Source organism: Colwellia sp. MB02u-10 (assembly GCF_014077185.1).
Taxonomy (GTDB): domain Bacteria; phylum Pseudomonadota; class Gammaproteobacteria; order Enterobacterales; family Alteromonadaceae; genus Cognaticolwellia.
Window position 1 is genome coordinate 1 of sequence record NZ_JACGVK010000075.1, and the last position, 14,393, is coordinate 14,393.

Here is a 14,393-nt window from a genome sequence, read left to right on the forward strand (position 1 = left end):
TTAATTGATTTAGCCGCTTGCTTACCGAACGCTTCGAGTGCTTTCTTATTCATAGTCTGCCTATCCTTAACCCTACATGGGTATTAATAATAGGCAGTTACACAGATTTTGTTACAGGGTCTGTATTTTAAAAAACATCATCAATTCGTCACTTAATCGCATTAAGTTTAGCATATTTAATGAACAGTTAGTAAGCAGTATTGTTCTCTCATATGCTTACTAACTCTTTATTCTATTAATGGTTAAGTTTAATCAACCTCAAACACTTCTTGATATTTACTTTCTATTTCTTTTACTTCGACATCAGTTAGTGCAGAGAACTCCTTATTTTTGGCCCTCTTCGATAATTGACCATTACTCTGACGCAAAAAATTAAGTAGTAAACTTAAACTCTTCTGAGGCATGTCGAATCGATTATTTACATAGTTCCAAATCTCATCGTATCTTTCGAGATAAAGAACTTCCTCAGGAAGAACGGTGTTTACTGTCTCTTTTACACACTCAAACAAAAACTCTACTTGGCACGTCATATCACCATATCGATACAAGTCAGCCGTTTCATTTATTACATGAACATTGTTGTCTTCAGTTGGCTGCCATTCAACATACTTTAAACGAGGCTGTGTAAACTGCTCTAACACGGTTTTGTACTCTTCTATCTTTTCTAGAATTACCGCAGAAACCGGGAAAATTACGCCTTTAGGCGTGAAGCCACTTTCAGCTAATACATGATGAATTAAGTAGCGATGAATTCGTCCATTACCATCTTCTAACGGATGAATAATCACAAACGAAAAAGCAATGATTGCAGCAGCTAAAACAGAATGAAATCCTGAACCTTTCATTAGTTCATAAGCACTTAGATAAGCAGCGAGCAATTCATCTAGATCTTCTGGCTTTGCAGATATATGCTTAGGTATTGGTATGTTGGTCACACGATCATGCTCACCTACAAAACCGCCAACGCAACGAATTCCCGGCAGGATAAATCGACGATCAGGAATTACGACTTCTTGCAAACGTTCTATCTCATCTACGGTTAATGGTTGCATGCCTGCTTGACCGATGATTTTCCCCCATCGCTCTATACGATTATGAGGAGGCGATTCTCCTTCAATGGTATACGAAGCCTTAGAATCTGAAAGCAACAGAAAAGCAGCGGCTCTTGAAAGTAAATCACTGTGAACAGCTCCTATGTTTTTTACCGCTTTTTCGTCTAAATTCTCCCCAATATACTGAACAAGCTTCTCTGTTTTTTTAATTAAAGGACAAAACCCATTAACACCAGGTAAGTTGTTATTTATTCGTTGGCGTGAGACTTTGGTTTTGGCGCAGCCAAATTGTAGTTCTTCATTTAGCGCGTCAACATAGTTTCCTGTAGTAATATCCTCAATGGGTAGTACTTGCGCAGTAAGCCATTCATAGAAAAACCAAATTCTACGGCTATAAGCACCTGTTATTTCATTTTCAATTAAGGCGGTAATGTCTTCTGTTGCCAAAGCGCCAAATAAACTTCTCATAATAGCTAAATCAACACCTTCGTATTTCAACGCAAATGTTAATTGTGCAAACCAATGGGATTCAGGCTGATAACGGCTTCCCCATATTAACCACCTTCCTTTACTGCGCTTAGCATTTTTAGCTGGAACAATTGCACAAATAGCATTAGGAGCAGGAACTCTTAGTTGGAATTCATTGATAAGCCAAGCATATCCAACCAACTCTGCCTCAGGCTCTGGGTATACTTCTTCATCAAAAAAATTTACGCGTTTAGCTAATACCATATTACCAACCTAAAAATGATGATTTACCATGAAAACGATTATCACCCATGAAAAATGATTATATAAAGTATCGCTTCATGAATAATGATTATCAACTATATTATGACTGAAAATTTAAATCAACTGCGTGAAAAACAATTATTAGTCGTGAAATATGATTATAATGAATGCCTCGACGTGATTTTTGATTATTTATTGGTGAGTGTCATAGTAATCCATTACCAATTATCATTACAAAAAAAAGAGTAATGCAAACGCATTACCCTTTAGCTTGTTTAAAAGATACTCTCATCACTCAAAGCCGACGGGTGAGATTTACCATAAACCTCAGCCAACTTAAATCGCGAGACATTAGTGTAGATTTGCGTTGTTGAAATATCAGCATGCCCCAACATTTCTTGAACCTGACGTATATCAGCACCGTTATCCAACATAGACGTCGCATGGCGAAACAAATAACAAGAGCCTGCACGTTTAATACCAGCTAATTTCACATAGCGAGATACCATATCTGACAACTTATTAGGTTTAAAACGTTTGCCATTATTTGCTAAAAACAATGCACTACCAGAATGAATAAAAGAGATGCGAGGTCTCACTTTACTCAGGTAGAATGCTATCCACTCACAACTACGACTGCTAATAGGAACGATACGCTCACGATCTCCTTTACCTTTTCGGACTCAAACTTGCTGCTCATTTAGATCGACATCTTCAATGTCTAAATTAGCAAGTTCAGTACGTCAAATGCCCGTCGCAAAGAAAGTTTCTAAAATTGCTCGATCACGCATACCAGTGAAACCAAACACTAAAGATTGATCTAATACCTTTTGATCTCAATTTGAGTGAATATTGCTTTCGGTAATGGGCGACCAATTTTTGGCAACTCAATATATTGAAGCGTATTACTGTTAATAAGTCCTTTAACAAACAGCTTCTCAACAAAAGTTTTCACGTAAGTAAGATAACCACGCTTGCTAACTACAGTCATCGGTTTACCATCTAGTGGTTTTCGATAACTATTAATAATCATCCATCAAATCTAGTGTGATCTGGTCGATGAAATACACGCCTTGTGTCAAACACCAAATGAAAAATTGAGCCAATCCTACTTTTTTATTTTGAATGGTGTCTTCCTTATCCCCTTTGGCTAGACAAAGCTCAAGGTAAAAACGAGTACAACGCCATATACGCTAGTGGCAGGCTTTTCCATAAATCACCTCCTTTACAAATGCTAAACTATTATGAACATAACTTTCAGTTGTTGGCTTTTGCCAATATATGACTTCCAATTGCCAGTGACGTATTCGTTTACCAAAACGGTAGCCTACAGCAGCAATAATGTTTCCATTTTCATCCGCCTCAGGGAAAAAAATACAACGACAAGGCTCTAGGCAACAGGAGACACCGAGGCATTAATCGCGCCAATCATGAATATGGATGTGATGGAAAAAAACTTATCATTGATTGCCCAAAAAGAGCCCAAAGGACGATACGCCGTGATAATTGTGGATGGTGCGGCTTGGCATCAAGCCCATTTAACCGAAAAATTTGATAACTTATCAATCATAAAGTTCACCCTATTCCCCTGAACTAAATCTTATTGAGCAAGTATGGCAATGGCTGAGGTAAAATGAATTAGCGAACAGATGTTTTAGTGGATATGAAGATATTGTTAATGAATGTACTCGAGCCTGGAATATTTTTATTTCAGACATATCTAGGGTGATAAAACTTTGCTCTAGAGACTGGATAAAAGTGGAAAGTTAATTAATGAAGTTGGTATTAGTCATGTTTTTAACAAGTTCAAAACTAAAGATCATCATCAAGTCGTTCTTGATTTATTAAACAAGCTATAATTTATAAATTATAACGGCTTAAACAAGCAAATTAATCGCAAAAAAGGCTTAACAACAAACTTGTTAAGCCTTTTTAATATCAATAAATTAACTGCCCTTTCATGGCTTATCTCATTAATTTACCGTCTTTAATAAGTGTTAACATGCTCAAAATATCAACTCTGCTCTGCTGATAATGGTAACTGTTGCTGATAGTTTTTTGCATCTAAGAAACCTGGTGTTGTTAACGCGATATCGGTTAACTGGTTAACAACATCGCCAATAACGATTAAAGTAGGCGGTGTAACTTTATGCTCAGCCGCTAAATCAGCAAGCGAAGATAATTTACCACGAAAAATTTGTTGTTCCGGTTGAGTGCCTTTGCGTATCAGCGCTGCCGGTGTGTTTTTGTCACGGCCATGCTTAATTAATTGCTCAGTGATACTCGACAAGGTGTTAATGCCCATATAAAACACCACGGTTTGACTACTACAACTCAAGCTTTGCCAAGGTAAATTAAGTTGGCCGTCATTTTGAATATGGCCGGTAATAAAGGTACAGCCTTGCGCTACACCTCTGTGTGTTAAAGGAATGCCCGCATAAGTTGTGCAACCTGATGCCGCCGTAATACCCGGACAAAGATGACAGCTAATACCATTTTTTAATAAAAACTCAGCTTCTTCACCACCGCGACCAAATATAAACGGGTCGCCACCTTTTAAGCGTAATACTTTTCGACCTTGTTGTGCATATGTCACCAACAATTCATTAATTTTATCTTGTGGCACACAATGCTTTGCTTGTTCTTTACCGACATATAAACGTTCACAATTTGGCGGTAAAAGCGCCATAATTTCATCACTGACTAAACGATCATAAATGGCAACCTCTGCCTGCTCAATAAAACGTAAGGCACGAATAGTTAATAATTCTGCGTCACCTGGACCTGAGCCAACCAGTGCTACTTCACCAGGTTGTAAAGTGGACTTTCTATTTATGTTATTCAAAACATTGCTACTCAATTTATTTTCATTAGATAACGGTGTTATTTATAGAACACCTTATCGACCCTTATTCTATTATAATATAAAAATCATCAGGCTTATAAATTTTATTTTGATAACTTAGCATTAATTAACCTAAGTTATTTTATTTACAATAATAAAAAATCACACTGCACTATCTTACAACTAACGTAAAATAAGCATTTAGATTTAAATTAATCAACGTGTGATAACTACAATGAGTTAAAGAGCTTAACAAAAGTGCTCTCAATTAGTCACCCGCCTTAAAGCGCTCTAACAAGTAAAAAGTAAAGGGTTGGTATTCATATTCAAAGGTGAGAAAAAAAATAAATATACAATTGATGTGAAAATTCAACACTAATCAATAAATGTTGAACCACTCCATTAAGCTAAAAGCTACGTTAAAGTCAAAGTCAAAGTCAAAAACTAAAGCCTAAACAACTAGGCTTTAATAAATGGATAACGAGCTAACTGGCTTTTATTACCTCATGCTGAGTCGTTGTTGACCAAGCATTCAGCACGGCTTTAACAAGCGTTGCTAATGGAATAGCGAAAAATACGCCCCAGAAACCCCATAAGCCACCAAATAATATCACAGCAATAATAATCGTTACTGGGTGAAGGTTTACCGCTTCAGAAAAAAGCAAAGGCACCAGCAAGTTGCCATCAAGCGCTTGGATAATGCCGTACGCTATCATCACATAACCAAATTCAGCACTGGTACCAAATTGGAACAAAGCAACGAGCAAAACAGGCAATGTAACAATCGTCGCGCCAACATAAGGCACAAGTACCGATAATCCCACTAATACCCCAAGTAATACCGGATAATTAAGTCCTAAAGCAATAAAAGCTATGGTTGATGCTGTGCCAATAATAATAATTTCAATCAATTTACCACGAATATAATTCATGATTTGCTGATTCATTTCTATACCTACTTGTTTTGCCATACGACGATCTTTTGGCAGAAATTGGCGTAAGCTAGTAAAGAGCACGTTTTTATCTTTCAGAAAGAAAAACACCATTAATGGCACTAAAATAAGATAAATCAACAAGGCGACAACATTAGAAATTGAATTAAGCGATGCCTTGAGCGCCATTTGTCCCCATTCAATTAGCTTATCATTAACTAAGGTTATTACATGGGCAATTTGTTCATTACTGACCAAATCTGGATATTGTGCTGGTAATGCGAGTAAATAAGTTTGTCCTTTCCCGAGCATTTGCGGCACTTCTTGCAGTAAATTGCTACTTTGCTGCCAAATAACCGGCATCAGTCCCAATATGCCGATTAAGGTTAAACCAACAAAAACAGAAACAACAATAATCACAGCCAGTACCCTAGATAATCCCAGCTGCGAGAGTTTATTCACTGGTAAATCTAATAAAAACGCAATGGCAACGGCAACAAATACCGGCATTAATAAACTACTGAAAAAATAAACAAACAAAAAAGTACAAATTAAAATAACCATTAAGGTTACCGCACTCGGGTCCGAGAAATTTCTTTTGTACCAATCGCTAAACAGAGAAACCATAATATTTACTTTTCCATTCTTATTATTAATTCAACAATATATTTATCAACATTACGCTGTTCGAAATAGAACCCTTGTTTCGTTAACAATTTAGGAATATCTTTTTTAGAACCATTATCGCAAATGCGTATCAAACAACTATCAATAGGGGTTAACTTTCTAAGTAACAAGCGTAAATTTACCAAAGGTACTGGGCATTTATCTTGTGTAGCATCGTATTCGTAAGTCATAAATAAAAATATGCGTAGTGCTTTAGTTTGATTATCTAATTTGCGACAATTGATTACAATGACATTTGTAAATTCTTTTAGTGTATTCTAATAAATTAAAGAGGTTAAATGAGCGAGCTTTCTAATAATTCCAGTCTTAAAGAAATCAACACCTACAAAAAAAAGATAAACTGGGGTGATATACCGACTATTTATCAGTTAGCAACGAATTCAATTAGTGATATTGATGGCATGTTAACGCATGGTTTTGATAATGCATTTAAACAGTTACTAGACAAACGTAACTGGAATATCAATATGGTAGATCAGCAAAACGATATTATGGGTAAAGTAATAACAGGTAAGCCAAAAATCTCGCTTCATCATCATATGAATGAACAACATTATGAATTACATTGTTATCCCATAATCAATAATGAACGTGTGCTACAAGCGCAATTTAACCATCCACTGTGCCCATTTGTAACCTGGAGGCCTGAAACGATGCAAATGTTGTTTAGATTGAACTCATTAACTCCTTTTATTGTCTACACCTTTCAAAAGGGCGATGTCGCAGATTATGCCCTTATTCGTTACGCCAACAAACGTGTTAAAGAGTTGATATTATTACTACAGCAATCGTTTGATATTACTGATATCGAAGGCTATACAATCGCTGAGTTTTGTCAAGAAATTTACCGTAAGCATTCACAATCTCAGCAAAACGCATAAAGATAATGTTGATAAACCTGACAATATGGAAAATTAAATTTGTTTAAATTAAAGCCACTCATTATTTCACTTGCTTTAGTCTCATCAATTACTAGCAGTGCATTTGCCGCAAAGAGTGAGACTAATAAAAATAAACTGCCCGAAATTGGCTCAGCGGGTGTCAGTGTTTTATCCATCGAAAAAGAGCGTCAAATTGGCGGCGAAATGATGCGTCAAATTCGGGCGTCTCAACCGATATTAAACGACCCTGTATTAACAGAATATATTAATGACTTAGGCAACCGCATGGTGCGAAACGCCAAAGACGTAAACTATAGTTTTGAATTTTTTGTCATACGTAACCAAGAGTTAAATGCCTTTGCTTTTTTTGGTGGCCATATTGCCATTCATAGTGGCCTGATAACTACCGCTAGCACCGAAAGTGAACTCGCCTCAGTGGTTGCTCACGAAATATCACATGTGACCCAACGACACTTGGCAAGACGATTAGAAGCACAAAACAAATCACAACCTTTAACCATGGCCGGTATGATTTCAGGCGTGTTACTCACCTTGATAAATCCTACCGTAGGTATGGCTGCACTGAGTACTACAATGGCAGCATCACAACAAGCGGGGATAAATTATACCCGCGGCAACGAGCAAGAAGCCGATAGAGTGGGCATTATGTTGCTCGCTAATAGTGGTTTTAATCCCCAAGGTGCCCCTGATTTTTTTGCCACTATGGCAGAGAAATACCGTTACACCTCGAAGCCGCCAGCCATGTTGTTAACTCATCCTTTGCCTGAGTCTAGAATTTCAGACGCCAGAATAAGGGCGCAAAATTATTCACCACGCCCCTTAGCTCCCAGTTTAGAATTTGAGTTAGCTAAAGCCCGCATTATGGCAAGATATGAAGGAAACGCGAAAGATAATGTCATTAACTTTCAGCAAAGTTTAGATAAAAAACGCTATGCTATAGAGGCTGCAGCACAATACGGTCTTGCACTTTCCCAATATGAAAATAAAAATTATCAAAGCGCTATTAGTCAACTTGAAACATTATTGCGCAACGACAAAAAAAACCTATTTTATGTTGATGCCCTAGCCGATGCTTATATTGCCGTAAAAGCTTTTGACAAAGCTATTACTATGCTTAGCGAGTTAAATCTTTTAATGCCAAACAACCAAGTAGTGACATTAAACTACGCGAACGTTTTAAATGAGGCTGAACAATACAGTAAGGCAGAAACACTGTTACAAGATTTTTTAGTACTGAGCCCAAAAAACTTTATTGCCAATGATTTATTATCAGAAGTGTATAGAAAACAAGATAAAAAAGCGCTTATGCACGCTACTAAAGCCGAAGTTTATGCCCTATTAGGTGCTTATCCAAAAGCGGTTGATGAATTACAAACCGCTTACAACTTTGTTGAAGAGAACCCTTTACTACAAAGACGCATGAAGGGCCGCATATTACAATTGCAAGAACAACAAGAAAAGCTTAAGCGCTTATAAAAATCAGTTAAAATACCGTTAAATTTAATTTGTATAACAACAATCTAAGAGAAAAACATGTTAACGATTTATCACAACCCTCGTTGTTCAAAAAGCCGACAAACGCTAGCACTTATTGAAGAAAAAAAACATGATGTCACTATTGTTGAATATTTAAAAACGCCGCTTAGCATTACAAAAATTGAACAGTTACTATTATTACTTAAGCTATCACCACGGGAAATGATGCGAACAAAAGAAGCTGAATTTAAAGAGCAAAACTTGACCAATGCTGATGATGCCACTTTAATAGCTGCTATGGCTAACACACCTAAACTCATCGAGCGCCCTATTGTTACTGATAACGCCCGTGCTATTATTGCTCGTCCACCAGAAAATGTCCTTTCGCTAATGCAGGCTAATGATTAAAAATGACCAATAAAAAACGTTTATCTACGACTACACTCAAGCAGATCACTTTGTTTGGCTACTTCTCATTGCTTTTTTACATGCCGTTTTGGCTGATTATCATGAGTGATGACACCGCGCTATCAGTACCTTTAACGTTAGTCATGTTTGTTCTACCTTTATTGTTTCCATTAAAAGGGCTAGTACAAGGCAACCCTTATACATACGCATGGTCAAACTTTATCGTCATGATTTATTTTCTGCATAGTTTAACCACATTATGGGTTTCAGCTGATGAAAAATTATGGGCCTTAGGTGAATTCTTCTTTGCCGCCGTTATGTTTATTGGTGGTAGTTATTATGCAAAATATCGTGGCCAAGAGCTGGGTTTAAGCATTCGTAAAAAGAAAGAATAGTGTCACTGCCTCTCATATTCAGTAATTCATGGTTACGAACTTAATAGTGATAAAATTAATACAGAAAAATAAATGCCTAGACAGTTAAGCGCTAGGCATTTTCATCTACACGCCATTACTCATTAGTACTAAACAAGAGCATACCTACACGGGTGCTATTTTTTTGTTTCCGCCTAGTAAATTAGTACCACGTTTTTAAAACCTACAAAGCTATAAACACATTCCTTTCTTTACTCTAAGACTAAAATTGTTTAAAAATAGGTCTGCAGATTAACATTGCAACTCATTAGCATTTTTTATGAAGTTAATTCACCCTAAACAGGTCTTTTAATTTAACTCAGCATTTAAACAGAGGCACGGATGAATAATACTGACAGTAATCAAAAAGGATTTTCAAACAAAGTAACCACACTTGCGTTGACTTTAGCTGTATTGATTGTACAAGGATGTGGTGGTAGTGGCTCTAACACTAAAGAGAGTACACCTAGTGATGATTTCACCCCTGTTGTTACTCAAACCGGCATAGTCGCATTTGATGACGCCAGTAAAACCGCACAATCGATTGAGTTATTTCTTTACTACCCTGACGATACGCTGAGCAATATTAGTTGGCAACAAACCACAGGCAGTGAGCTAGTTTTTCATGCCGAACATTCCAAAGGTATTGCCTTTACACCGTCTGTGGCAGGCGAATATAGTTTTCAAGTCAGCTTTACCCGCAATGGCGTAAGTGAAACCTTATCGCATACCGTTATTACTTCAGATGAACGCAGCCAAATATCAGCAAGACTAGGTCATGCAGCATTAGAAGGTATTGATGTTTCTTTAAGAGTCAGCATAGAAAATGCCGCGTTAACAAACAACAGCATTGTATGGCAACAAATCTCTGGCCCAACGGTGACTTTTAGTGAAGTAACTGAGGGACAGAGTGCCGTTTTTTTCAAGGCGCCTGCGGTTAGCGCTGACAGCTTGCTAACCTTTACAGTTAGCGCTTCAGATGGCGCAACAGAGCAACAAGATACTATTGCCATATTAGTCGAAAATGCAGCAACTATTAGCAGCGATGATAACACGGCTTACGATTCACGATTAGCCAGCGTATTTCCTTTTAATGCAAACTCGCCTTATGCTGATGTTTTAGTTAACTGTGTTTATAATAATCGTATTGATTTTCGCACTAGCTGTCGCTTTGATGAATTACCACTAATAGCACAAGATACCACCACACCGACTATTGATGACATTATGGACCGCGTTGTGGTTTCTCATCAATGGATGGGGCAAAGGTTTAAAGAGTTTTTACAACACTCAGATCCGCAAGACGATTTTAAAAACTTGCTTCGTGCCACCACAGCCATTGTTATTTCATATGACATACGCCCTTCATATTATTGGGTAGTGACCGGTGCTATTCATCTTGACCCTGAAAACCTTTGGTTAACCCCCGATGAAAGAGATACCATTAATCAAGCCCCCGACTTTCGTGCCTCATTCGGCAATGAGCTAAATTTTGTTATGCCATGGCGCTATGTTAAAAATAATAACTACGCAAGCTTTTACTATCCAGAAAACTTACGAATCACTCGTGACGCGAGCGAGGGTGTTTTTGATTTAGCGTCATTGATGTATCACGAACTCGCACACGCCAATGATTTTTTTGCACAAAGCACCTGGGCAGACTTAGACCGAAATGATCGCATACTAGACGCCGCCGATAAGATCTTAAAATCAACCGGCATACAATCTGACCTGTTAAGCACTTCACTGCCGCTCAATGGCACACAAATGTATAGCTTAGCGCAGGTACGTTATCATGGTGAAACGGCGACCAGCAGCGAAAAAAATTACAATCCAAGTGACGTTACCGGTTTTTTTAGCCCTGAACGTGCCCCGCAATTTTACAATTACAGCAGTAAACGCGAAGACTACGCCATGTTGTTCGATGGTTTTATGATGAAGGCGCGTTACGATATTGACAGAGATGTTGCAGTAACTAGCCAGCCTCAAAATGCAGGAGAGCAATACATAGTGACTTGGGGGCAACGCGGGCGTATCGGAGACGTTAATATTAAACCCAGAGTTGACTATGTTACTCGCCGTATATTGCCTGAGTTTACTTCAGCCGCCAATATTATTAACAATTTAGCCGCACCAATAGCGATGGAGTCAGGTAAAACATGGGCAGAAAATTTAGCGATTAGTCCTGAGCTAAATCAAGCGAATAAAATAGTATTTGATAGTGTCCAGTTAACTAATTCAAAAGCTAACAAATTCAATGCTAACGGCCCAATGTTTTATGAAAAGCCAATCCCTAAACGTAATTAAGCGTAAACTTAACTAGGCTTAACTGTAGCTGAACCTAAGCAAAGCCGGGTCAGCCCAATGTAAACTTAGCTAGGTTTGAGCATAAGTAATTGTAAAAATTAACGAATAATAAATAATGAGAATACTTTTAAACTTTTAGTCTCAATATAGTGTTGATTTGATTTAACTTAAAATGATGTTATTTATGTTATGTACATATGCGTAAATTCGAACCTAGTGTTCATATTTAATCAACTTTCAAAAATGATAAAAAATTAGCAAATTAGCTCAGCCTAGGTTATTGAGGTTATTAGATCTGAATCAGCATTTATTATGCACATTACTTGCACATTTCTTTGTTATTATTACCTCAGAAATTTTGAATTATATTGAGGTTGACGTTTATTATATGAATATTCAAAAGAAGTTTTTTTTGATATTTTTTGGTTTTAGCCTGGCATTAGTTTTAATGTTAGTTTTGCTCATACAGTGGAGTATTGGCAAAGGCATGATTGAATATGTAAATACTAAGGAGAAGCAGACACTTGTTCCTATCGTGAAGAAGCTCACTGAAGAATACAAAAAAAATGGTGATTGGCAAGGATGGTATGGTCAGCAAAATAAACTACACCGCTTAATTGCAGATCATCTTTTGGAGAGTGAATTTTTAAACAGGCCACCTTTTTTCTCTTCTCAGCAACATAAACCTCCTGGCCCGCGGCCAAGACATGATAAATTAAGAAATGAATCTCCCAAAGGTAAACACCTACCGCCACCACCCCGCCTGTCTGATAGTTCAGCACATTATGCCTTGCTTGATAGTAATAAAACACTTATTGCAGGTATGGTTTTTAAAGGTTTGGAGTTCAGTAAAACAAAAATAGTCGTTAATGATAAAACTGTTGGTTTTTTGGCTGTCACTAAACGCGATCAATTAACACAAGGGTACGAATTAGATTTTATTGAACAGCAACAAGAATATTCATGGCTTATCGCCATGCTTTTAATGAGCTTAGTCACTTTAGTTGCCTTACCACTAGCAAGGCATGTGGTTGAACCTATTAAATTAATTACGCGAGGTGTACACAAATTAACACAAGGTAACTATAAACAACCTATTCATTTAAAACGAAAAGATGAACTGGGTGAATTGAGTCGAGATTATAACGAATTAGCCGTTACTTTGTCGGAAAATGAAACGGCTAGGAAGCGATGGTTAGCCAATATATCTCATGAACTTCGTACACCTATTGCTATTTTAAGTGGCGAACTTGAGGCTATGCTCGATGACATTAGGCCATTAACTAAAAGTAATATTTCCTCAGCTAACGACGAGTTACAGCACCTCAAACGACTTATAGAAGATTTACAACAGCTTACGTCTGCTGATATTGGTGGTATGCGTTATCGTAAACAGCATGAAGATTTAGCCGAGTTATTACAAAGTGAAATGGAAAAATATCGTTTCTATTTGTCTGATGCAGGAATGAAACTTAACTTAGAGTTTACCGACGAAAATATAGCAGTTTATGCTGATAAAACGCGGCTGTACCAATTGTTTGAAAATATAGTTAATAATGCTATTAAGTATTCAAACGGTACTGAACTCAACATATCTTTACGTGTTGACAAAAAATCAGCAGAGCCCTTAGCGTTGATAACTTTTGAAGATGATGGAGCCGGTGTAGATAATATGCATTTAGACAACCTATTTGAACACTTATACCGTGTTGAAAACTCTCGAAATCGTAAAACTGGTGGTTCGGGTCTAGGTTTGTCTATTTGTCGCCACATTGTCACTGCCCATCAAGGTAAGATCACGGCAGAACACGCCAGTTTAGGCGGCTTAGCAATTGTGATTAAACTGCCTATAGCCTAAGTTTTTTCGCACTAGCCAAATTAAAATTATTAGAGAATTAATATGATAAATTCAATGTTGATCGTAGAAGATGAAGTTAAGCTTGCAAATTTGTTATCTGACTACTTTAAGAACGCAGATTTTATTCCACATGTAATTCATCACGGTGATGAAGTTACATCATGGGTCAAAGAGCATAATCCAAACGTCATTTTACTCGATATTATGTTACCAGGTAAAAATGGCATTGATTTATGTAAAGAAATCCGCCAATTTTCAAATGTACCTATTTTAATGGTTACCGCAAAAGCTGATGAAATTGATCGGCTATTGGGACTAGAATTAGGTGCAGATGATTATATTTGTAAGCCTTTTAGTTTTAGGGAAGTTGTTGCTAGAGTTAAAGCGGTATTACGACGCATTCATAGTGTGAGTACTAGCCTTAATAATTTACACCTTGATGAGCATCGTTTTACCGTTACTTTTAACCATCAAGAAGTAAAGTTAACGTCGGTAGAATTTCAATTATTGAAGCCTTTAGTAGATAAACCTGATCGTATTTTTACGCGAGATCAGCTTATGGAGAATATGTATTCAGATCACCGTATTGTTAATAATCGAACGATTGATAGCCACATAAAAAAATTACGTAAGAAACTCGTGTGTATAAGTGATGGTAAGGATTGGATAGAATCAGTTTACGGCATGGGCTATCGCTTAGTTTTATAGAATCTTATACCTACAAACTTCCTTAATTTGTGCACATTCTTTGCAATTTCTATTGTTACGCTTGTCTTGAAAA

12 protein-coding genes and 2 pseudogenes are annotated in these 14,393 nt (G+C 37.1%); 9 read left to right on the forward strand and 5 right to left on the reverse strand.

Annotated elements, in window-relative coordinates; all coding sequences use genetic code 11:
* Positions 1–248: 248 nt before the first annotated feature.
* On the reverse strand, positions 249–1,784 hold the full coding sequence (locus H4J59_RS02960) for a Fic family protein (protein ID WP_182236676.1): 1,536 nt from the start codon (positions 1,782–1,784) through the stop codon (positions 249–251).
* A gap of 275 nt (positions 1,785–2,059) precedes the next feature.
* A complete protein-coding gene (locus H4J59_RS19280) occupies positions 2,060–2,437 on the reverse strand; it encodes a tyrosine-type recombinase/integrase (protein WP_310733155.1) in 378 nt (125 codons plus the stop codon).
* A gap of 741 nt (positions 2,438–3,178) precedes the next feature.
* Here H4J59_RS19280 and H4J59_RS19285 point away from each other — a divergent pair.
* Positions 3,179–3,554 (forward strand): annotated as a pseudogene (locus tag H4J59_RS19285) (transposase); the annotation flags it as partial.
* Positions 3,551–3,643: pseudogene (locus tag H4J59_RS19290) on the forward strand (thioredoxin-dependent thiol peroxidase); the annotation flags it as partial. The pseudogenes H4J59_RS19285 and H4J59_RS19290, both read left to right, overlap by 4 nt.
* Positions 3,644–3,798: 155 nt before the next feature.
* Here H4J59_RS19290 and cobA read toward each other — a convergent pair.
* From cobA to H4J59_RS02985, 3 genes are all read right to left on the reverse strand, one after another.
* The gene (gene cobA, locus H4J59_RS02975; RefSeq protein WP_220469704.1) at positions 3,799–4,629 is read right to left on the reverse strand and encodes a uroporphyrinogen-III C-methyltransferase; all 831 of its coding nucleotides are present in this window, start codon (positions 4,627–4,629) and stop codon (positions 3,799–3,801) included.
* 485 nt (positions 4,630–5,114) lie between these two features.
* Positions 5,115–6,188, reverse strand: coding sequence for an AI-2E family transporter (locus H4J59_RS02980; protein WP_182236680.1), 1,074 nt, complete (start codon positions 6,186–6,188; stop codon positions 5,115–5,117).
* Between the two features lie 5 nt (positions 6,189–6,193).
* Entirely contained in the window at positions 6,194–6,418 is a 225-nt protein-coding gene (locus H4J59_RS02985) for a sulfurtransferase TusA family protein (protein WP_182190543.1), read from the reverse strand.
* Positions 6,419–6,526: 108 nt separating this feature from the next.
* Here H4J59_RS02985 and H4J59_RS02990 point away from each other — a divergent pair, with 108 nt between their 5' ends.
* From H4J59_RS02990 to H4J59_RS03020, 7 genes are all read left to right on the forward strand, one after another.
* Positions 6,527–7,129, forward strand: a complete 603-nt coding sequence (locus H4J59_RS02990) for a hypothetical protein (RefSeq protein ID WP_182236682.1) — start codon at positions 6,527–6,529, stop codon at positions 7,127–7,129.
* Between the two features lie 39 nt (positions 7,130–7,168).
* Positions 7,169–8,626, forward strand: a complete 1,458-nt coding sequence (locus H4J59_RS02995; protein WP_182236684.1) for a M48 family metalloprotease — start codon at positions 7,169–7,171, stop codon at positions 8,624–8,626.
* A 57-nt stretch (positions 8,627–8,683) separates the two neighbouring features.
* Positions 8,684–9,034, forward strand: coding sequence for an arsenate reductase (glutaredoxin) (gene arsC / locus H4J59_RS03000; RefSeq protein ID WP_182236686.1), 351 nt, complete (start codon positions 8,684–8,686; stop codon positions 9,032–9,034).
* A gap of 2 nt (positions 9,035–9,036) precedes the next feature.
* Positions 9,037–9,429, forward strand: coding sequence for a DUF2069 domain-containing protein (locus H4J59_RS03005; protein ID WP_182136863.1), 393 nt, complete (start codon positions 9,037–9,039; stop codon positions 9,427–9,429).
* Positions 9,430–9,789: 360 nt separating this feature from the next.
* Positions 9,790–11,754: a hypothetical protein gene (locus tag H4J59_RS03010; RefSeq protein WP_182236688.1), complete on the forward strand. Its 1,965-nt coding sequence runs from the start codon at positions 9,790–9,792 to the stop codon at positions 11,752–11,754.
* Positions 11,755–12,202: 448 nt separating this feature from the next.
* The gene (locus H4J59_RS03015) at positions 12,203–13,612 is read left to right on the forward strand and encodes an ATP-binding protein (RefSeq protein WP_259369369.1); all 1,410 of its coding nucleotides are present in this window, start codon (positions 12,203–12,205) and stop codon (positions 13,610–13,612) included.
* Between the two features lie 42 nt (positions 13,613–13,654).
* Positions 13,655–14,320 (forward strand): response regulator, encoded by a 666-nt coding sequence (locus tag H4J59_RS03020; RefSeq protein WP_182236692.1) that lies wholly within the window; start codon positions 13,655–13,657, stop codon positions 14,318–14,320.
* Positions 14,321–14,393: the final 73 nt, after the last annotated feature.